General features: G+C 57.7%; 18 protein-coding genes. 4 read left to right on the top strand and 14 right to left on the bottom strand.

Annotation, left to right across the window (positions count from 1 at the left end; translation table 11 throughout):
* Positions 1 to 112: 112 nt before the first annotated feature.
* The 5 genes from C0039_RS09000 to C0039_RS08980 form a co-directional block, all read right to left on the bottom strand.
* Positions 113 to 2566: a CaiB/BaiF CoA transferase family protein gene (locus C0039_RS09000; protein ID WP_101517885.1), complete on the bottom strand. Its 2454-nt coding sequence runs from the start codon at positions 2564 to 2566 to the stop codon at positions 113 to 115.
* Complete coding sequence (locus tag C0039_RS08995) at positions 2563 to 3561, bottom strand: AraC family transcriptional regulator (RefSeq protein WP_075999962.1); 999 nt, start codon at positions 3559 to 3561, stop codon at positions 2563 to 2565. Before C0039_RS08995 ends, C0039_RS09000 begins: the two co-directional genes overlap by 4 nt.
* A 69-nt stretch (positions 3562 to 3630) precedes the next feature.
* Entirely contained in the window at positions 3631 to 5127 is a 1497-nt protein-coding gene (locus C0039_RS08990; protein WP_101517884.1) for a class I adenylate-forming enzyme family protein, read from the bottom strand.
* A gap of 84 nt (positions 5128 to 5211) precedes the next feature.
* Positions 5212 to 5520, bottom strand: coding sequence for a hypothetical protein (locus tag C0039_RS08985; protein WP_075999960.1), 309 nt, complete (start codon positions 5518 to 5520; stop codon positions 5212 to 5214).
* Between the two features lie 29 nt (positions 5521 to 5549).
* Positions 5550 to 6518 carry an amidohydrolase family protein gene (locus C0039_RS08980; protein ID WP_075999959.1) on the bottom strand — a complete coding sequence of 323 codons (969 nt, stop codon included), beginning with the start codon at positions 6516 to 6518 and terminating at the stop codon, positions 5550 to 5552.
* Positions 6519 to 6887: 369 nt separating this feature from the next.
* Here C0039_RS08980 and C0039_RS08975 point away from each other — a divergent pair, with 369 nt between their 5' ends.
* The 4 genes from C0039_RS08975 (at position 6888) to C0039_RS08960 (ending at position 11660) form a co-directional block, all read left to right on the top strand.
* Entirely contained in the window at positions 6888 to 7844 is a 957-nt protein-coding gene (locus C0039_RS08975) for an electron transfer flavoprotein subunit alpha/FixB family protein (protein WP_075999958.1), read from the top strand.
* Positions 7845 to 7896: 52 nt separating this feature from the next.
* The gene (locus C0039_RS08970) at positions 7897 to 8313 is read left to right on the top strand and encodes a Zn-ribbon domain-containing OB-fold protein (RefSeq protein ID WP_075999957.1); all 417 of its coding nucleotides are present in this window, start codon (positions 7897 to 7899) and stop codon (positions 8311 to 8313) included.
* Positions 8314 to 8334: 21 nt separating this feature from the next.
* On the top strand, positions 8335 to 9528 hold the full coding sequence (locus C0039_RS08965) for a thiolase C-terminal domain-containing protein (protein ID WP_075999956.1): 1194 nt from the start codon (positions 8335 to 8337) through the stop codon (positions 9526 to 9528).
* 149 nt (positions 9529 to 9677) lie between these two features.
* On the top strand, positions 9678 to 11660 hold the full coding sequence (locus tag C0039_RS08960; protein ID WP_075999955.1) for a heterodisulfide reductase-related iron-sulfur binding cluster: 1983 nt from the start codon (positions 9678 to 9680) through the stop codon (positions 11658 to 11660).
* Positions 11661 to 11688: 28 nt separating this feature from the next.
* Here the strand turns inward: C0039_RS08960 and C0039_RS08955 are convergent, their stop codons facing one another.
* From C0039_RS08955 to C0039_RS08915, 9 genes are all read right to left on the bottom strand, one after another.
* Positions 11689 to 13086: an amidohydrolase family protein gene (locus C0039_RS08955; protein WP_075999954.1), complete on the bottom strand. Its 1398-nt coding sequence runs from the start codon at positions 13084 to 13086 to the stop codon at positions 11689 to 11691.
* Positions 13080 to 14492 carry a CoA transferase gene (locus C0039_RS08950; protein ID WP_101517883.1) on the bottom strand — a complete coding sequence of 471 codons (1413 nt, stop codon included), beginning with the start codon at positions 14490 to 14492 and terminating at the stop codon, positions 13080 to 13082. The genes C0039_RS08955 and C0039_RS08950 overlap by 7 nt, the downstream gene beginning before the upstream one ends.
* A gap of 24 nt (positions 14493 to 14516) precedes the next feature.
* The gene (locus tag C0039_RS08945) at positions 14517 to 15560 is read right to left on the bottom strand and encodes a TIGR03617 family F420-dependent LLM class oxidoreductase (protein ID WP_165787077.1); all 1044 of its coding nucleotides are present in this window, start codon (positions 15558 to 15560) and stop codon (positions 14517 to 14519) included.
* A 23-nt stretch (positions 15561 to 15583) separates the two neighbouring features.
* Positions 15584 to 16363 (bottom strand): enoyl-CoA hydratase/isomerase family protein, encoded by a 780-nt coding sequence (locus C0039_RS08940; RefSeq protein WP_084179512.1) that lies wholly within the window; start codon positions 16361 to 16363, stop codon positions 15584 to 15586.
* 35 nt (positions 16364 to 16398) lie between these two features.
* Positions 16399 to 16824: a Zn-ribbon domain-containing OB-fold protein gene (locus C0039_RS08935; protein ID WP_075999951.1), complete on the bottom strand. Its 426-nt coding sequence runs from the start codon at positions 16822 to 16824 to the stop codon at positions 16399 to 16401.
* Positions 16825 to 16840: 16 nt separating this feature from the next.
* Complete coding sequence (locus C0039_RS08930) at positions 16841 to 17935, bottom strand: thiolase family protein (RefSeq protein ID WP_198171887.1); 1095 nt, start codon at positions 17933 to 17935, stop codon at positions 16841 to 16843.
* A gap of 119 nt (positions 17936 to 18054) precedes the next feature.
* Entirely contained in the window at positions 18055 to 18951 is an 897-nt protein-coding gene (locus C0039_RS08925) for an enoyl-CoA hydratase-related protein (protein WP_101517881.1), read from the bottom strand.
* A gap of 47 nt (positions 18952 to 18998) precedes the next feature.
* Positions 18999 to 20207: a CaiB/BaiF CoA transferase family protein gene (locus C0039_RS08920; RefSeq protein WP_075999949.1), complete on the bottom strand. Its 1209-nt coding sequence runs from the start codon at positions 20205 to 20207 to the stop codon at positions 18999 to 19001.
* A 10-nt stretch (positions 20208 to 20217) separates the two neighbouring features.
* Entirely contained in the window at positions 20218 to 21411 is a 1194-nt protein-coding gene (locus C0039_RS08915; RefSeq protein ID WP_101517880.1) for a CaiB/BaiF CoA transferase family protein, read from the bottom strand.
* Positions 21412 to 21471: the final 60 nt, after the last annotated feature.

Genomic DNA, 21471 nt, shown 5'->3' with positions numbered 1-21471 from the left:
AAAGGACTGACCGAATTTCGGCGGCGAAAACACAGTGCAGTTTTGGCCGATCCTATGTCATTTGGGGACAGTATCGATCATACCGGATGCACCCTCTCCGACGTGGCTGGAATCATGGTGCCTGGATAACACCCGCGTTTTCCAGGCGCTCAAATTCTGCCTGCTCCAGGCCCAGCAGATCACAGAATACGGCGCGATTGTCACCGCCCCGCGCCTGACCGGCATGCCGTGTCCTGCCGGGGGTTACCGACAGGCCCAGTGGCAGTCCCGGTGCGATCACGCTGCCCTTGACACGATGGGTAATCTCCTCGAAAAACTGGCGTGCGTGCAGGTGCGGGTCGCGCAGCCACTGGTCTTCCACGTGCTGGGTCACTCCGGCGGCAATACCAGCAGCCTGCAAGCTGTGCATCACCTCATAGGGATCACGCTCCCGCGTCCAGCTCTGGATACCAGTATCCAGTTGATCCTGATTAGCCAGCCGCTGCGCAAGGCTGCAAAAGCGAGGATCATCCAACCACTCGGGGCGACCCACAACGCCACAGAAAGCGCACCACTGGGCTTCCGTGGCGACCACAATGGCACACCATCGATCGTCACCACCTTCGCCGTCACCACAGCGATAGACCCCGTGGGGCGCCATGTGCAGCGAACGATTACCGAGTTTTTCCGGCTCACGATCATTGGCCAGCACCTCCATCAGTACATCACCTATAGAGGCAACGGTCGCCTCTAACTGCGAGATATTGATCTGCTGCCCCGGCCCCGAGCTATCGCGGTAGTCAAGCGCACACAAGGTTGCGAACAGACCATAGAGGGCCGCCAATGGGTCGGGGTAGGCGAACTGGGTCATGGTGCAGTCGCGATGGGCAAAACCGGACAAGCCGGAAAGGCCGGACAAGGTTTCAATATTGGGGCCCCAGGAGATATAGCTGGAATCCGGGCCGGTCTTGCCATAGCCGGTGCTGCTCAATAGCACCAGTTCCGGCTTGAGTTGCCGCAGCCTGTCAAAGCCCAGGCCGAGCTTTTCCAGTACGCCATTGGCATTATTGTCGATGACCACATCACTGCGAGCGACCAGCTGCAGCGCCAGCTCCTTCGCCTCAGGTTGGGTCAGGTCAAGCGACACGCAACGCTTGCCCGCGTTCCAGTCGGTCAGCCACGGAGACAACTGCGACTGAAGACCCAGTTCCGGGGACCTCGGCGGCACGAACAGGCGGGTCACATCGGGGAAATCACTGGATTCAACCTTCACCACGTCAGCGCCGCAATACGCCATTATCCGCCCTATCCATGGCCCCGCCATACCGGCAGTGAACTCCACCACGCGCAGACCCTGGAGAGCATCGCCGGACGCCGCAGGTGTGCTATTGCCTGTCGCTGGCGGGCGGCGCTGCAGCAATCGCTCCAGCTCATTATTGTGCTCCCCCGCGCAGGGTGCGGGGCCCTGTATGCGCCAGGGTGTTACGGAGAACCGATAGGGCGGACCAGGATAGCGGAGTCGTCCGCAGTCACCATGCTCCACATCTACGTAGAAACCCCTGGCATTGAGATGTGGGTCAGCGACAATGCTGTGCGCAGTGCTCAGCGGGGTCACCGCGAGGTGACGCGCCTGCGCTTCGCGATAAAATGCGTCCACAGTGTATGTCTCGGTCAATTCGGCAATAAATATATCCAGCAGTTCACGGTAGGGTTGTCGCACAGAAGACGGACCGTCAAACATTGGGTCCAGTACTTCTTTATTGCCGCTGACTTCATGCACCCAACGCGCCAGCGCCTGCCAATGTAGCGGACGATTGACCATGATATAGACACTTCCGTCCTGACAGGCATAGGTACCGGAGGGGACCGAGGCAAACAGGCTGGTCCCGAAACGATTGGATATGATGCCATCTTCCAGCCACTTGCCTACGCCACAGATACTGGTAACCGCGAGCATGGATTTCTGGATGGAAATATCCACGTGCTGGCCCACGCCGGTGCGTCGACTGTGCCGCAGGGCAATCATGCTGCTGGCAGCCGCCATGGTTGATGCCATGACATAAGACTGCGAACCGGCCAGCCTGACCGGCGGGTCCTCGGGAAACCCGGTCACCGCGGCAGCGCCACCCAGGGCGCTGGCAACCAGGTCAGATGTTTTATAGTCTCGATGTGGCCCCGACTGCCCAAAGCCAGTAATGGACGTAATCACCAGTGCGGGGTTGTCCGCCAGCAGGGTTTCCACCGACAACCCGCAGGCCGCCAGCTTACCTGGAGCAAGGCTTTCTATTATCAGGTCACAACCCCGGGCAAGCTCCCGAATTATGCCTTGCGCATCGGCACACCCAATATCCAGAGTGATGCTCTTTTTGCTGGTGTTTCTATAAAGATAGCCGAGGCCCGCCGAAGCAGCTGTGCCGCCGGACCAGCGCGGCGGCAGCATCCTTCCGTGATCGCCTCCGGGGGGCTCAATCTTGACAACCTCGGCACCCATATCGGCAAACAACTTGCCGCAGTAGTCGCCCTTGTCATCACAGAGCTCAAGCACACGGATGCGACTCAGGGCAGTTGCATCGGGTCCATTGCTCATTCCCGATAGTCGGTCAGCTTATTGCCGGTCCAACCCTTGAATGCCCGACGGAAGTTACTGACGCTATTGTAACCAAGTAGATAACCGATCTCTTTGGGCGTGAGGTGAGTATGCTTCAGATACTGCAGGGCAAGATCTTTACGCGTTTCATCAAGAATCTGTTGGTAGGTCAGGTTTTCCTGCACCAGGCGACGGCGCAGCGTTCGCGAGCCCATGTTCAAGCGCCGGGACATTTCTTCCAGGGTCGGAAATTCACCGGGGTTTTTCACCAGGGCATTACGAATTTTACTGGACAGGAGATCGGCGTCAGCCATCTGGTCGATGATGGCCTTGCACTGTTTTTCACAGAGCTTGCACACCTCTTCGTTGGCCAGGCTTATGCGGTTATCCTGACTGTGAACATCCCAGAGAATCATGGTGCGCGGCTGGTCAAAATAGATAGGACAGTCGAAGCGCTCTCTGTACACCTCGACATCTTCCGGCTCGGGGTAGGTCACCCTGATCTCCAAAACCGGAAAAGGCTTATTGGTCAAATCGCGGGCGAGACCGCAGGTGCGGCTGACAAATTCCTCTACCGCGAACACAACCAGGTCGCCCAGCGGAAAGATCTCCTTGAGCTCGGTACACCATCGCTCGGCGGTTACCACTGTCGCAGGCAGCAGGATATGCTCGACAAGGGCGTCGTATCGTGAAAACAACTCTCTGGAATGAGACAGGTTGGAGGCGCTGAGCGCAGCGTACCCGAGCACACCCAGGTTGCTTACCTTGAACTCATCTCCAAGTTTGAAACCAATATGCGCATCGCCCGTCAGGGTGATAATGTTGTTTATCACTGCACGATACTGGTCCGGCGTAGGGGAGAATGCGTCGCTATTGATTTGCGACTGATCCAGGCCCGTATCTTCCAGCACCTGCTCAGCACTGAAGCCCCGGCTTTCCATGCGCTCCAGGTAAAAGCAAAACTTGTTATTTGTCTTTAGATAATTTTCGGGCATAGTCGTGAAATTCTATATGAAAATCAGGCGGTCAGGAAAATATTCCAAAGGCTTTTCCAGGACACCGGGTCAGGAGCCCAGCCTGGCCTTAACCTCCCGGCGCAGCAGCTTGCCCGTTTCGTTATAGGGTAACTCATTCCAGAATTCAATCAGCTGCGGCACCCGCGAACTGCGCATTCTATCCCTGACCCAGGCCTGCAGGGCCGGGATATCCCCAGTGTGGCCGTCTTTAAGGACAATGGCCGCGGCAACGGCTTCACCCCACTGTTCATCCGCTACACCGACCACCGCCACGTCAGCGACGGCATCGTGCTCTAGCAGCAGATCCTCTATCTCTCCGGGAGACATATTCTCCCCACCGCGCACAATCACATCGTCAGCCCGGCCCTCGAGGAACAGGAAACCCTCTTCATCAATGGAACCTGCATCGCGAGTGGGAAACCAGCCCGCGCTATCGAGCAGGCTACCACGACCTACATATTCACCGGATACCTGCTCACCGCGCACATAAATCTCTCCGCGGGAACCAGCGGGCAGTGGCTTGCCCTCCTCGTCACGTATTTCGACCTCTACCCCGGGCAACGGGCGGCCCACCGAGACCAGCCTGCGGCGCACCGCCTCATCCTTACTGGCGGCGGCATCACGGTGATCCTGCGGACCGAGCACGGCGATAGTTGAGCTCGTTTCCGTGAGCCCGTAGGCGTTGGTAAAATCGGCATTGGGAAATAACTGCATGGCGCGTTCGATCACCGACAGCGGCATCTTGCCGCCGCCATAGGCCAGCGCCTTCAGGCTGGGCATCTCCATACCGGGGTCGTCGGCTACTGCCTCGACAATACGCGCGAGCATAGTGGGCACAACAAACGCGTTGGTAATCTTCTCCTCGTTAACCAGCGCAATCCAGTCTGCGGCGTCAAAATTGGGCAACTGCACCATACGACGACCCGAATAGACCGAGCTGATTACCGCAGATATTCCGGCAATATGATAGGGGGGAACACACCCCAACGCGGCATCGTCTTCCCCTGCGGACATGAACTCCACCGAGCCCAGAATGTAGGAAACGAGATGTTTCTGTCGCAACACGGCCGCTTTGGGCGCCCCGGTAGTGCCGCTGGTGAAAAGCAGCACACCGGTATCTTCCTGCTCCATCGACCAGGGCTCTTGCAACGGGTCGCCATTGCGCGCCGTGGCCAGAAAGTCATCGCGGGTACAGACACTTACCTCATCGTGGCCACTGAAATCCTTTGCCCGGTCAGACTCAGTAATCAACATGCAGGGCTCAACCCGCGCCAGCAGACCCTTGATCTCGTGGCCAGTCAATCGGTAATTGATGGGCACATAGGGAACGCCTGCCCAGGCGCTGGCGAACAGTGCAACCGGCATCGCCAGGCTACTGACATCCAGCATCGCTACATAATCACATCCGGACTTCTTTATTTCAGCGGCGGCTGCGCCGGCGGCGTCAAACAATTCCTGATAAGTGAGTGAATCATCCCCGTTGGTGAAAGCCACACGGTCACCAAAACCCTGCGACGCCATCTCCAGCAGCATCATTACGTTCATTGCATAAATCCCGGCTTAAAGACGGGACGAGACGGTAGCAGCGTGCGCGTCAGACCCGCCGCATATCGCGTCGCCCACAGTTGATCAGTCTGAGGAAGGCAAGGCCTTGGCTTCTTTCAATACCAGTGTCTCTCCGTCAAGGGCCAGTGACCCATCCCCAGGTTTAACGCACAGCAACTCCAGGTCGCCCGCCTGGTTGACATACCGCTTGCCGAGCAGGGTGCCCTCGGCAAACGCCGCATCGACTGACCCGCCCCCGGCTTCCTCAGCGCTACCCACCATCGCAGCACCACCGCAGGTGATGTCGAGACTACCCGCTGGTGCTGCTATCACCATGACTTCCGTGGCGCACACAGCGCTCTTCATTCGCGTTCCCGCTTTTAATTCGGCCATCTTTGTCTCACTAACCTCGTTACAATTATTTAGACTCGCTTGGTGGGTTCAATACCCGTAAGCCTCGCCAGGTTCAGGCCCAGGATGTTGGCCTTGTCCGCATTGCTCAATTGCTGGTAGCCCCAGTTCTTCTGCAACTCTTCCGGCATGTCGAAGTTGCGAATGTAATCTACCACGCGCGGCAGGTCATCGAAGGGCAGGTCGAAGCCAAGCACAATCTGCTCGGAAGGCATCCACTGCAGCGCGGTACCAATGGCGTGATACCCTCGGTAGGGCGCACGCTCGTACCAGCCAATGATGCCGGAGATGCTCATGTAGAGGTTCTTGTGCTTGCCACACAACCCGATCAGTTCCTCAGTGTTGGGCCAGCCCGCGTGATAGGCAATGATGTTCAGGTCAGGGAAATCCAGAAGCACGTCGTCAAGTTGACGCACTTCACAATGACTGCCTGGCTGCGGATTTACATAGGCCGCACCGGTGTGAATAGTCAACGGCACGCCAAGCTCCTGTGCCTTTTCGTAATAGGGCCAGAGGCGCCGGTCGTTGATCGGCCCGTCATCTTCAGGCTGGTAGATCTTGCACAGCTTGGCATCGCGCTCCTTGACCAGGTATTCCATCTCCCAGATCGCGTTATCCAGTCCACGCTTAATAATGGGTCCGCAGTTCGCCTCCAGATACATACGCTCCGGATACGGGGCGATCTGCTGCATCATAAAGCCGTTGGTAGACATGGAGACCGTGCCGCCGGAGATGTCCATCATTGGCTCACGCAGACAGAAAGCCACGTCGCAGCCTGCTTCGTCCATGTATTGAATCAGCGCCTCCGCCGTTGGTGAAGGCCATTCATCATCCAGGCTGCGTCCTGCCCAGGCCTTCAACACACCGCTAACACTTTCGCCAAAGCGGTGCATTTGCGGGAAGTAATCAATCTCCGACATTGTCTGGGGATTCATGAAATGGAATTCCGTGAGTGCTACAAAATAATCCTGCTCAGCCATGACTATTTCCTCTTGATCCTGAAACGGGTTTGGCGACTTGAATTCGGTCCAACCAAAATTTACCGCTAGGCCAACGTGACGCTAAAGCGGCGATGTCGAAACCATCATATACCCAAATCCAAGGCCCCGGCAATTTCACCCCGGGCAGCCTTACGAGCCTGCAGAGAACACCCTATCTATCTGTATTATAAGCATTTAATCTTATTTTCCCTGTGAAAAACACGTTCCTGAAGCCCACCTTCGGAAGCGGAAGTGAGGGAATGTCCAAAAATGAAATCCTGTAGGCCGGATATGATCTGCTGCGCTATGGAGGGCGCATTACTTTGCCTTTAGACTGAATGCAAAATCACCTGGCAAGGACCTTTGAAGATGAGCGTAGTGTTGTGCACATGGGGTAACACGATAGAGGGCGGCACCGAGGAAGCACTGTCTCTGGCGCACAAACTCAGCAACAGCAAAGCTGTCGAATTAAACTGGCTGGTGATTGGTGCGGCGGCAGATTCAGCCAATGACATCGCGGCGAAATATGGTGTAGCGCACATCGACAGGGTCAGTGACGAAAAGCTGCAGCAGTTCGGGCCTGACTGCCTGGTTGAAGCAATGGCACAGTACTGTCAGCAGACAAGCCCGCAAACCATCCTGTTCAACCAGAGCGTCAGTGCGCGACTGATCGCACCGAGGCTGGCCGGACGCCTTGGCATGCCCATAGTCACTAACGCTTTCGATCTCCGCACCAATGATCACGGCCTCGAGGTGACGGCCACGGCATTTGGTGGAGACACACACCGTGTTTACCAATTGAGCGGTCCAGCCAACGTCGTTTCGGTCGTTACGACAACCGTGGTCGCCGAGGCAGCTGCACAGCCTGGCAGCCCCGATAACCGTACCTTCAGTATCGACCTGAGCGCCACCGATGAACGCTTCAAGATCACCGAGTCGCCCAGAACTGAGGGCCCGAGGCTGGAGGACGCCGACGTTGTAGTGTCCGGCGGGCGCGGGCTGGGCGCCGCCGAAAACTATACTCTCATTAAGGAGCTGGCGGCAGCGCTGGGTGGCCTTCCGGGTGCCAGCCGCGCAATCGTCGACGACGGCTGGGTGGATTCTTCTCACCAGGTCGGCCTTACCGGAAAAATCACCCGACCGGGTCTTTATCTCGCGGCAGGAATATCAGGGGCCAGCCAGCACATGGCCGGCTGCTCCGCAGCGAAGACCATTGTCGCCATCAACAAGGACCCGGACGCATCGATCTTCCGCTATGCACGCTATGGCATTGTCGGCGACTGTGTAGAGATCCTGCCCGAAGTTATCAAAGCTGCAAAAGCATAAATCGCACGGGCCGACTGTAGCGGCGGCCCGCACACAACAGGAGTGGTTATCAATGTCTGAAGAAAGAGTCCCCTGCGTAGAAGGCTTGTTCAGCGAGGAAAACGGTGTGGCGGTATTGCATGGATCAAAATGCAGCAACTGTCAGACCCCTTATTTCCCCAGGTCCGCAGCCTGCCACAATCCAGACTGCGATGATTCAAACATGGAGGATTTCGACTTCGGCGGCAAAGGTGTTCTTTGGAGCTATTCCGTTGCTGACTTCCCTCCCCCGCCCCCGCACAAGTTCGATCAACCCTTCGTACCCTATGTGATGGGCGTTGTGGACCTGGATTGCGGCCTGCGCCTGATTGCGCAGATGGTAGAGAAACCCGAGGAAGTCAAGGTTGATGCCCAGGTCCAACTGATCATCGACACCCTTTACCACGAAGACGGCAAAGCCTTAACTACCTGGAAGTTCAAGCAGATCTAAATCTGACGAGGAGAGCACAACATGCGCGAAGTTGCAGTAATCGGTGTGGGAATGCACCGCTTCGGAAAGACCGGAGATGACATCGTCGGAACCAAATCCGTTGGCGAACTGTGCCGCACTGCGGTTGATGCCGCACTGAAAGATGCGGGGGTCAAATGGAAACAGATACAGGCCGTTGCCGCGGCCAGCTCCCGATTTTCTGGCGGCAAGGGCTGGGGGCTCAATGGCAATGACGTGGTGGAAGACCTGGGATCCACAGGCGTCCCGGTCTACAATATGTCAGCGGGTTGCGCGGCCGGAGGCAACGCGTTCAACGTGGGCTATTCCATGGTTGCCGGCGGCGTTTACGACATCATGCTGGTAGTCGGTGGCGAAGTCATGCCCAAGGGGATGATCCAGACCTCCGGTGTTGAGGAGGCCACCGACCCGGAGTTCCTGCGCCAGCGCTGTATCGGCATGCCCGGGCCGTCTTTCTGGTCTACGCTGGCCCGCCGCCGTATGTTTGAGTACGGCACTACCGAGGAGCAGTTCTCGCAGGTGGCGGTCAAGGCCCGGCAGTGTTCGGTACACAATCCCAACGCGCGATTCCAGAAAGCGATCAGTCTGGAAGATGTTATGAACTCGCCTTACGTCAGCAATCCATTGCGGCTGTTCCAGATTTGCCCGGTATCCAATGGTGCCGCCGCCGCGATTATCTGTTCTGCGGAAGTGGCCAGACAATTCACCAGCAAGCCCATCACCGTCGCCACCAGCACCGTCGCCACCATGACCTTTGATGACATGCTGCCGCGAGGGCTTGCAGACCCGATAACCGACTGCCCCAATCTGCATACTGAAGCGCAGAACGCGGTAACAAGTGCCTTCGAAAGGTCCGCCATCGGCCCCGGGGACATCAGCTTTACCGAGTTACAGGACAATACCTGTTACTACGAACTGGCCTTCCCCGAAGAATGGGGACTGTGCAAACCGGGCGAATCGGAGCGACTGCTGATGGCCGGGGAGACCACGCCCACAGGAAGCATGCCAATCAACCCCTCCGGCGGATTCGTTTCATTTGGTGAGGCCACTACGGCAATGGGCGTATTCCAGATCGCCGAGCTCACCTGGCAGTTGCGCGGACAGGCGGGCGGGCGGCAGGTGCCGGATGCAAAAGTCGGCCTCGCCCAGACTCTGGGCCTGGGCGGAAACGCAACTGCAGCAATACTCAAAAGGTAGCGCGACGGCATACACGCCCCGGGGCAACCCCGGGGCATCCTGTGTCCCCTCTGGACCGGGGGCTTAATGTAAGTAAACTGGAGCCACGCTGATGTGGCGGTTCAGTCTCACCCCGCAGGCGCCAGTTCTCCAACAAGGCATAGCTTACGATGGATATCATTCCAACCTACAACTACTTCATCCTCGCGGCACTACTGCTGGGCGCACTCTACAGCCTGTACCTGGGGCTGCGGAAATACCTGCGACGCGTGGAACAAGGCAGGCCCTGGTTCGGTGAAAAGCTTACGCTGGATGGCGCCAGAGCACGCTTCAATGCGGCAACCTTTATCAAGCGCGGGTTGATGACATCCCGCCTGAAGCAGCGCCCTGTAGCCGGCAGCTTCCACGGCATCATGTTTATAGGTGCTCTTTTACTCATCTTTGGTCACGCCGTGTTTATGCTGGATTTCGTTGGCATCGATGTGTACCAGGGCTGGTTCGGTTACCTGTTCCTGCAACTCGGCAGGGAAGTAGGTGGCATCCTGTTGTTCACAGGAGTGGCTTTTTTCCTGATTCGTCGCCTGAATCCGCCCGACCGGCTCACCGCAGGGGGCAAGACCCGATCGGGCTTTGAGCGCGGGGAAGCGTTTCTACTGGTAATAGTCATAGCGGGTTTTATCACCGAAGGCTTCCGCCTTGCTTTCGAGGTCTCCCCGGGCAACGGCGAGTTTCTGGGCAGTGCCATAGGCGCTGTTCTGTCCAGGACTTTTGGCGAAGAAGGCAGCATGCTCGGCATGCAGATCATGTGGTGGGTTCACGGCCTCATGGGTTGTGCTTTCATCGCCATGATAGCCCATAGCCCTTTTTCTCATATGCTATTGGGGCCAACCAACTCCGCTTTCGCCCACAAACTGCCGGGTATTAACCTCCCCCCCATCAACTTCGACTTCGATGAAGACGATGATGGTGAGGAAGAGATGAGCTTCGGCGCGGCGAAGCTCGCAGACCTCACCCAGAAGAACCTCCTGGACGCTTCCGCCTGCCTGTGGTGCGGGCGCTGTCACGAGGTTTGCCCGGCAGCACAAACGGGTAAGGACCTGTCGCCGAAGCGGGTAATGGCCGTATGCGCCGAATTCATGGAAGAGGATAAATTCGACGATGACTCACTGATAGATGTTCTCGGGCAGGAGGCAATGTTCGCCTGCACCACCTGCGCTGCCTGCGTGGAAGTATGCCCGGTCAGTAACAACCCGGCGGAGGTTATCGTTGAGTTTCGCAGGCATTTCGTGATGGACCGCTCCGAAATGCCGGAGACCATGGCCGCAGCCAACCGCAATCTGGAATCGCGCGGGCACCCCTTCGTCGGCACCGCCTCCAACCCCGAGGATTGGCGTAAAGGGCTGGACGTGCCATTTTTCCAACCCGGCATAACCGAGTATCTACTGTGGATAGGCTGTTCCGTCGCCTACGAGGAGCGCGCTCAGGAAATTGCCCGGGCAATGGTGAAAATACTCGAGGCAGCTGGTGTCTCCTACGGTATTTTCGAGGAGGCGGGCTGCACCGGCGATCCAGCGAAAATGATGGGCAATGAAATGCAGTTCGTGGAGATCGCCGAGACCAACATCGAGGAATTTAAAGACAAGCAGATCCAGAAAGTGATCACCATGTGCGCTCACTGCTACAACAGCTTTGACCGCTACTATCCGGAGTTGGGAGCTGACTGGCAGACCATTCCACACTCGGTATTTATTGAAGACCTGCAGGCCCAGGGGAAACTGGTCATGGCTGCGAAAAGCGACGAGAAGATAACCTTCCACGATCCCTGCTACCTCGCTCGCCATAACAACATTGTCGACGCGCCTCGCAACGTTATCGCCTCTGTTGGCGAGCTGATCGAAATGCCACGCAGCAAAAAAGAGAGCTTCTGCTGCGGTGCCGGCGGTGGCAACTACTGGGGTGGACAGGGCGGCACAGCACGCGTCAGTGATGTGCGCATGCAGGAAGCCTTCGATACAGGCGCTGACAAAATCGCCACTTCCTGTTCATTCTGTAATCTGATGCTCACCTCCAGCAGCAGCAAGCATACCGAAGAGCGCAAGGTATTCGATGTGGCAGAACTGGTGGCTGAAAAGATCACCATAATCGACAGCTGAGCCTACTGCGCCTGTTTCAGTCACGCCCCTAAGCCGGGCGCTCGTATATCAGCTCACCGCCACGAACCGTGGCGAGCACATCAGCGCAGTCCAGTCGGCCCCTGGCGCTGATCCACGGGCGATCAAGCAAACAGAAGTCGGCCACTACGCCTTGCTCCACTACCAGCGTACCACTCCCCGGCTTTCGCGGATCCGTGGTAAATAATGCCAGTGCCTGTTCAGGCGAAAGTACCTCTTTCGCTGCCACGCGACGTCCGCTGGCAGTAGTTCGCTCCACCGCTGCGCGCATCACAAACCAGGGATCATGCGACCCGTAAGGCGCATCACTACTGCCCGCCAAAGGCACCCCGGCGCCAAGGAAAGACTGTCCTCGATAAAGCAGTTGCTGGTATTCAGGTTCCACGTCGTCGAGATACTGATCACCCCGTTCACGGATAAAGCCGAACTGTGTAACCACCGCGACACCCGCCTGCTGCATAAGCGGCAACGCCTCATCCGGCGTCACCGACGCATGCTCAATACGGTCGCCGGGAAATTTCCCCGCAGCGATCAGTGAAGACAGCGCGAATATCAGTTCGGTACGCGTGACACTGTGGATAGCAACGGGCCGTTGTTGATCATGCGCGGCGCGGATAAGCCCGGTCAGGCTATCCAACTGTGGAAGCCGATTCTCATCCAGCAGTATTTTACAGGCACCCAACCCGACATCGGGGTGATCCGGTTTCTTCAGTGCCAGGTCCCCCATAAGCAACAAACGCTGCAGCAGTTGCCCGCTGTCAACGGCACGGGTATAGATGGAAGCGTTGTGCTCCGAATTGGAGGGTGTGGCATCAGTGATGCCCGTCACTCCGTAGCTCGCCAACTGCCTGGAAACTCTGGCCAGGGTCGGTGCGTCCTCATTGGGGAGCATTGTCCTGAGCCAGTGATCGAGGCGAAACAGCCTGCCGTTGGCGACGCCGGTGGCATCACACTCTACGCCCTCCAGATGTCGATAGCGGTCTATCTGCAGCAACTCCGCTGCCGCCGAATTGACCATCCACAGCTTACCGCTGCGATGCTGAATGCGGACGGGGCGATCTGCCACCAACTGGTCCAGCACCCGGCGGTCTATGTCGCCTGCTACCGATTCATGATAGGCGATTCCGCGAATCCAGCCGCTGCCGGCCTGCGCTCTGAGCACTTGCGCCAATTGCCTCATAGTGGTGACCCGGGGCGGGCCGCATACCACTGACGACTCCGCAGCAGCGAGAGCTAACAGGTGCAAGTGATGATCATGAAGGCCCGGCAGCAGCGCACCACCAGCGGCATCGATACACAGCTCGCCAGGGGACGCAGCAAGCCGTTCACCAATGCGAGTCACTCGACCGTTATCACAGCGCACGTCTACGACACGCGTCCCACCCAGTTCCGCATTCTGTATCAGCATCTGATGCCAAACTCCTGCAATATACGTCGCGTATCGCAACCAGCGGACGCAGCACGGGCTTGCCCCTGCCGATATTCGGGTTTTGCTATCGCCAGCGTATGCCGCCCAAGACGCATTGCCCAGCCGTCATCGCCTTTTTCAGTATCACCTTTTACCGCCATTGCGCGGTCAATACCAAGGCAGAAATCCAGGCAATACGCGGTGACCCCGGTAAGTGAAATATCAACCAGGGCACCACCACCCGCCATCCAGAACGCCTGTGCCGCGAGCGCGGCGTGTATTCCCGCCAGCGGGTCTGCCAACGCATCACCACAGAATTGCGGCGGATTCGCGGTAGCCATGGCCACGCCGGCCGCCACCGCGGCATCATCACCGAATGCCACCCAGCCAGCGGCCGGATCGCCTCGGCCATACCCGGTGATACTCACCCAGGTCAAACCCGGAACCGAGGCAAGCATCTGTTCGGCCTCAATACCCAGTTGCCTGAGGGCGCGCGGCCGGGACGCTTCGACGACAATGTCAGCCCGGGCTATCAGTGCTTTAAGTTGCTCTCTGCCCAGGGGTGTGCCCAGGTTGAGCACCACGCTCTCTTTATTGCCATTAAGCAGGTCGTAGAAAACCGGATTACCCCCGCGAGCACCGTCCAGCCGGGCATTGCTTTCCACCTTGATCACCCTCGCCCCCGCAAGTTCCAGCAAATGCGTACACAGAGGACCAGCCCAAAGGGATGAAAGATCAACAACCAGAGGAGCGGATGAGGAGCGGGCCTCAGCCGGCACCACCTGCGCGGCAACGGAAAACCAGGCTTCAGCAGAAGTGCGGCGTGATTCGGCATCGGCGACGGGCAGCCCCATCAACCTGCCGCGCTCCACCAGCGCCACAGTGGATTGCATGGCAACCTGCGCAGCCACCGCATCCCAGTCAGAGGGGTCCACGGCGACTTGCAGCCAGGCGGGCAGTAATTCACGATCTTCGTCTCTGGCCAGGTTGAGAGCGAGCCAGCCGTCGGCGGTGGCTAGTAAACGGCAACTGCCGTTGGCGGAAACCTGGTCACCTGCCTGCAGGTCGAGCAACGCGGCGCGTTCACTCAGCAGACTGGCGCCGTTCAGGGAATCCAGGCGCGAAGGGTCTTTCAGCAGTAGCTTCAGGGCCTGCAGCGCACCCCGTGCAGACGAGGGAATTGCGGCAGGCCCCTGCAGTGGCGCGGCATTTCCACCCGTTAACGGCACCAGGCCGGATGCTGCCCAGTCACGGGCCACATCCAGGGAGGAAAAAACAGTGGGCACTGCGATCTCTGCCCCCAGTGACCGCAACACCCGTGACATATAGGCAGCGGCGGTATCTGTGGCTGGCGCAGTGATGTGGCGCCCTGCAAGCGGCAGGGCGATGTCGATTAAACTTTGCATTTCACGCGCCCCACTCCCGGGGAGCTATGATTGAATCAGCCCGATCATCTGCCGCATCCAGTCCTGGTCTGCCCGGACTTCAGGGGGCAGATCCAGCAATATACTATCGAAGAGACCGGCCGACTTCTTTTTCACCTGGTCGGCAAACTGGTCACAAGTGCAAACAATCGCCCATTCGTCGAGCATATCGTCAGTGATCAGTGAAGCGATTGTGTTGATCTTGCCATCGCTAATCCTGCGATTCAATTCCAGCCCAATATCCTCCCACCCATGGAAGCGCAGGACCGGGTGATAAGCAGGTGTGGAAGCATAAAAAGCGATCTGCTGGCGCAAGCCCTTCACGGCGGTGTCCACTGCCTCCTCATCACGCCCAACGGCAAGGAAGGGTGCGCCCAGCAGATCCAACTGCTCGCGCGCTCGTCCAGTGCTCCGGGCACCTTCCTCCAAGGCCGGAATAATGACATCACGGGTATAGCCGAAAGTAGCGATGGGGTGCAGCCGGATACCCTGGCACAACTCGCCCGCCAGCCTGGCCATGTACTTATTGACCACGGCCAGGTAAATGGGGATATCGGGATGGACAATCGGCCCGGGGTTGAAGAACGTAGGCAGCAGAGTGAACTGGTAAAACTCCCCCTCGAAATAACACGGCTCTTTGGGATTCTGGAAGGACCGGAATATGGACTGCAGGCAGAGAATATACTCGCGCATACGCGGGCCCGGTGCACCCGGCCACGGGGTCGCATAACGGCGCTCGTTATGGGCTTTTACCTGGGTTCCAAGGCCCAGTGCAAAACGCCCGGATGAGTAGTTCTGTAAATCCCAGGCCGCCTGGGCAGTGACCATCGGGCTGCGCGGAAAAGACACCGCGATATTGGTGCCCAGGCGAACTGTTTGCGTGTGCTCCGCCGCGATCATCAAGGGCAGATAGGGATCGTGACCCGCTTCCGGAGTGGTGATGCCATCAAAGCCAACAGCTTCCAGCTGCCGAGCAGATTCAGCAATGCGGGCCAGTTCACTAACGTTCTGGACGGTACCCGCATAGTGGGACTTTTCCGGTCCCAGCATGACAGTCTCTACCCGCATCGGTCTTACTTACCGGTAAAGTTCGGCTTGCGTCGTTCCATGAAGGCTTTGGGACCCTCCTGGGCATCGTGGGAACCGAAAACCCTCGCCGCCAACGCCTTCTCCAGTACGAAACCTGCTTCCAGAGACGCCTGGCGCACCGCGATTTCCTTGGCAGTGCGCACCGCAAGCGGGCTGTTCATGCAGATCTTTTCCGCCAATTTCATCGCCTCTTCCATCAGTTCCTCTTTGGGCACGATTTTGTTAATCAGACCGATATCATAGGCGCGCTTCGCGTCCAGGTTTTCACCCGTGAGCAACAACTCCATGGCGACTGCCCAGGGTATCTGCCGCGGAAGGCGCACATGTGTGCCACCTGCAGGCACCAGGCCAAAACGCACCTCACCGAGGCCAAACGTGGCATGCTCCGCCGCGATGCGGATATCGGTACCCTGCATAAACTCCATACCACCGGCAATGCAGAAACCGTTTACCGCGGTGATGATCGGCTTGAAAACATCGGAGAACGGCCGCTTGGTGTGATCCTCGTAGCCCATTTGCTCGCCGGCATTGAGTTTCGGAATCGCTTCACCGAGATCCATACCGGAGCAGAAGGACTTATCGCCGGCGCCAGTGAGTATGGCCACCCACAGGTCATCGTCTTTCTGGAAATCCTCGAAGGCCGCGTCCATCGCCGACAGCATTTCCTCGGTGAACGCATTCATTGCGTCCGGGCGATTCACCGTCATGATGGCTATCTTGCCACGCTTCTCGTATTTGAATGTTTCTGGCATCTGTAAGCTCATGTTCACGTCCTGTTGTCATAGTTTCGCTGCTGTTTTCAGTTCTTGATGCGCCGGAAACGTGGCAGGGTGACGGTATCGGTCACCACCTCGTAGACCACTTCCACGGGCATATCCATCTCCAGCTCTGCAGGCAGGCAATCCACCATATTGCTTGTCAGGCGCACACCTTCTTCCATTTCGACCACTACGGGCGCCATGGGAACCGCATCCGGCGCCGGGTCGTAAAAAGCCGGATGCAGGGCGCGGTTTACCACTACCCAACTAAAAATAGTGCCCTTGCCACTGGACTTGACCCACTCCCATTCGAAGGAATTACATTCTGCGCACATTTCCCGCGGCACGTGACGAAACGTATTGCAGGCGCTGCACCGCTGGAAGTGCAGAGCCTCCTGCTTACAGAAGTCATAGAACTCTCCGGTCAAACCATCGAGCCCGGGCAGAGGCTTTTTGTATTCACTCATCACCGTCTCCTTCAGCTTATCTGCGCAGGATGGCGATACTGCCATCACCAAAATCACCCCACCCGGTTACCACGCCCAACTCAGCGCCGGCAACCTGGCGGTCGCCCGCCTCTCCACGCAGCTGTTTTACTGCCTCGACAACGTGCCCCAGGCCAAGAGAGTGGGCTTCCGAAAGCAAACCGCCAGAGGTGTTAACCGGAAGCTTACCGCCCAACTCGATACCGCCATCTTCGACAAAGGAACCGCCCTCGCCGCGTTGACAAAATCCGGCCTCCTCCAGCTGTTGAATCACTTCAAAGGTGAAACAGTCATAAATTTGCGCAAAGTCCATATCCGCCGGCGTCACCCCGGCCATGCGAAACGCCTCCGGCGCGGCGATACTCAGCCCGGTCTGATGAAAGTCCTTGCGCGTGGTGAACTCATCCGCCGGATACGGCTGTCCTGACGCGGCCCCCATAATGTAGATCGGCGTCTTGCCCAGATCACGAGCGCGCTCCACGGTGGTGACAATGAAGGCCGCACCACCGTCGGTTTCAAGACAGCAGTCGTTCACACGATAGGGATCCGCCAACATGGGCGACGCCATATACTGCTCCAGGGTCAGCGGCTTACCACACATTAACGCTCCGGGATTGAGCTGGGCATGCTTGCGCATGGCTACTGCCACGGCGCCCATCTGTTCATGGGTGGTGCCGTACTCGTGCATGTGCCGCCTACACATCAGGGCGTACCACTGGGGCGGGACTGTGAGCCCCTGGGGCAGGTAATAGTCCCAGGCAATCGCACCGCCGGGAATGGAATTCTTGTCAGTAGTCACCGTCTCCCGCACCCGGGCCCCGGAGTAACCGTTCCATGCGCCGGGTATCAGTACATGATTGGCCGCCCCCTGCGTTACCGCCATCGCCGCCATTCTCAATGAGGCAACCGGCGAAGCGCCCCCCATATGTATAGTCGCCGCGAAACGCAAATTTTCGCTACCCAGGCTCGCCGCAAATGCTTCCGACTTGCCCAGATTAGGGAAAGCAAGAATACCGTCGATTTCTTTTCCCTTGAGCCCCGCATCGTGCAGGGCGGCAACCGATGCCTGCAACTGCAGGCGCTCCTCACTCATTCCCGAACCTGGTTTACGGCAATATCCCGTCTCACCAATTCCTACAATACATGCAATGTCTTTAAACACTTTTTAACCTCATGTATGGCGCCGTCTCTCACGGCACCCCGCGCATAACGTTACTCTCTGGTTTTTTCGAGTTCGGCGTCATACTCCGCCAGTAATTGCTCGCGCATCTCGGCCTCACGTTTACGAATAGCCCAGAAATTAGGCGGACGCTTGTTTACAAAGGCCTCGCCGCCCTCTTTACCCTCGGGCATATCGAACCAGCCGGGGTACATGGACGCTGAGGTAACACAGGACTCCTTGTACCCGTCCATCTCCTGGTCAAACGATGCCTTGAGTACCTCCAGGCAACCGGGGCTCTTGGCCAGCATTTCCTCACACCACTGGTCCACCTCCGCTTCCAGGTCCTCCGGCGCTACCACCGTGTTAACCAGACCCATCTGCAGTGCCTCGGCGGCGGGGTACTTGCGGCATAGCATCCACATCTCCCTGGCTTTCTTCGCCCCTACCACCTTGGTCAGGTAAGGCACGAAAAAGCCGTCAGCGGGAGAGCTCACCTTGGGACCCGCCTGACCGAAAATCGCGTTATCAGCTGCTATCGTGAAGTCACAGCAGTAGGCCATATGGTTATGTCCGGCAATACAGTAGCCCTGCACCTGGGCAATTATCGGCTTGCGCGACATTCGCATCAGCCGATTGTGCGGATAGCGATTATAAAATGCCTCGCGTAGACCCCAGCGCTCCCAGTCCACGTCACCACCGGCACCGAAATGCTTGCCGCGGGCTGCGATCACGATAACGCCTATCATTGGGTCATGGTTGGCGTCGTAAAACGCCCGAAACATTTCGTCCACCGTGTCCGTGGTGAGCGTATTCATTTTTTCCGGGGTGTTCAGCGAGACACGGGCGATACCGCCACCCAGTTCAGTGTGCATCTTTTTCTCATAGGCGATCAGCTCAAAGTTATCGAGCCCGTCGCCATCCACGGTATTCCATTCAGTCCATGCCATCTATCTAACCTCTGTTTACGTCGCTACTGCCTCAGGTGAGCCGGGGCTCAGGGGATAGCGCCTTTGGCTTTGAATTCTTCAATCTGCTCCCATTCATACTCCAGCAGATCCATCATCAATAACTCAGTGTCCTGGCCCAACTGTGGACCCAATGTATTCACCTCACCGGGTGTTTTCGACAGGGTAACCGGCAAGCCACGAACGTCCACCTCACGTTTCACCTCTTCACAGTATGCCTTCATGAAGTAGTTGTTCTGCCAGGCCTGCTCGTCCTCAACCACATCGGCGTAACTGTTGACCGGGCTGTGGACCAGACCGTTGCGCTCAAACTCCGCCAACAGTTGGTCATCGCTACGACCAGAGGTGATGGCATCAATAGCGGCAATCAGCGCGACATTATTCTCACTGCGTGCCTGCGCACTGGCGAAGCGCGCATCGCTGGCCAGCCCATCATCACCCAGCGCATTGCATAGCAAAGCAAAACGCTGATCCGTGTTTTCCTCGCACAGGTATAGCCACTTGCCTGCCGTCGGATAGAGATTCCACAGCGGGTTTTCAACTTCCTTGCGCGACTGTTGCAGTGCGCTCTTTTTATCACCCGCCAGGTAGGCCTGCAGGTAAGGCGCTGCCAGATACAGTTGCGCACCGTACAGCGACGCATCAATACACTGACCCTTCCCGGTTCGGTTGCGTTGGTATATGGCCATGGCGATACCCATCGCAGACATAATTCCTCCGTAGGCATCACCGGACCCCATACCCATATAAATAGGTGGCTGACCGGGTTCACCCAGTCGGGCCATAGCGCCCGTCAGGGCCTGCACGGTCATATCGAAGCTGGGCTTGGAAACCCCACCAAAACGCCCATACCCGGTGTTGGTGGCATATACCAAGCGCGGATTAATGGCAGAGAGCTGGTCAAACGAGAGGTTCATTTTGGCCAGCAGCGCGGGTGACAAGTTGGACAGAAATACATCGGACTTCTCCACCATCCGATACAGGATTTCCTGCCCTTCCGGTTTCTTCAAGTCAATGGCGATACTTTTCTTGTTGCGGTTGATGACCAGGAAGTACTGGTTCCAGTCACCAATCGCGAGGGATTTCATGCTGCGTACACCGCGCCCCTGGTCTCCGCCCTTGGGGTTTTCGACTTTGATCACTTCTGCGCCGAAATCGGCCAGGTATTGCGCTGAAACCGGGCCCTGGAACCAGACCGTAAAGTCGATAACCCGAATACCTTCCAATGCTTTTGCCACGGGAAACCTCCTAGATCACGCCATCGGTCGTGAGTTGATAGATGTCATCTTCAGAATAACCAAGCAGATCGTGCAACACGCCCGCTGTGTGTTGGCCAATACAGGGCGCCAGACTGCGCAGGCGCGCCGGGCTGTCGCTCATGTAAATGGGAAAGCCGAGGCTATTGAGCTTGCCGAAACTGGGGTGGTCCAACTCCATAATGTACCCGTTGGCTGCTACCTGGGGGTCCTGCGCAGGGTAGTCAAACTGTTCGATGACGTCGGCAGACATCTGCTGCTCAGCGAACAATGCACGCCAATGCGCCCCGGGATGCTGCTGGAACCTTGCCTCCAGTTCATGGATCAATTCCAGCCGGTTAATTTCACAGCGTTTATCATGGCTGTCGAAACGTTCGTCATCGACATCGATTCCCACTGCGGGTGCCAGCAGCGGCCACCACCGATCGGTGTCCGGCATGGTCAGAGTAACCCAGCGGCCGTCGGAACTCGGATAAAGGGCGCCAGATATCGGGTTGGAAACATCCAGGCGTGAGATGGGGTGCATCAGGCGTTCCCGCTGCTTCTCGTCTATCGCCAGAAAAGCCTGTAAATCCAGGCTGGCTCCATACATATTGGCCGCAAACAGCGAGGTATCCACCTCCTGGCCTTCACCCGTCGCCTGGCGGTGTACCAGCGCGGTAACCACGCCAAAGGCCAGTAACACCGTCGCATGCATCGCCCCGGCACCGGTATACACGGGGGGTTCGCCCGGCTGTTGCAGGGTGGGCATGGCACCGGCACGGCAGGCGGCGAGTTCGTCGATGGCAGGGAGGTCGCTGTCTGGACCTACGGGGCCAAAGCCTGAAGTGCGCCCAAAAACAACACCCGGATTAGTTGCTGCCACACTGGCGTAGTCCAGGCACAGTTGTTCCAGGTCGGGTGTTTGCCAGTCGGTGATGATGACATCTGCTTGGTTGGCAAGCTCCACCAGCAACTCTCGCCCGCGGGTCTTGCCCGGGTCAATCAGGACACTTTGTTTGTTGCGGTGAATCAGGTCGGCCTCGTGGTTCCAGCCGGCCTTCGCCTGTCCACGCTCCTGCGGGCTGGTCGCTAATTCAACACGGATAACGTTCCCACCAAAATCCGCTAGAAACGCCGCGGTCAGGGAAGACGAGAAACGGGATGTCAGGTCCAGCACAATGACATCATCTAACGCTGCATTCATCTTATCTCCTCATACATCAGTCACGGTGGGACCGGGGAAAGGCAACCTGGCGGGTTTTCG

Origin of the sequence: Pseudohalioglobus lutimaris (assembly GCF_002866825.1) — a bacterium.
Taxonomy (GTDB): Bacteria; Pseudomonadota; Gammaproteobacteria; order Pseudomonadales; family Halieaceae; genus Halioglobus; species Halioglobus lutimaris.
Note: the sequence above shows the minus strand (reverse complement) of the source record. Positions and strands in the feature narration are given on the sequence as shown.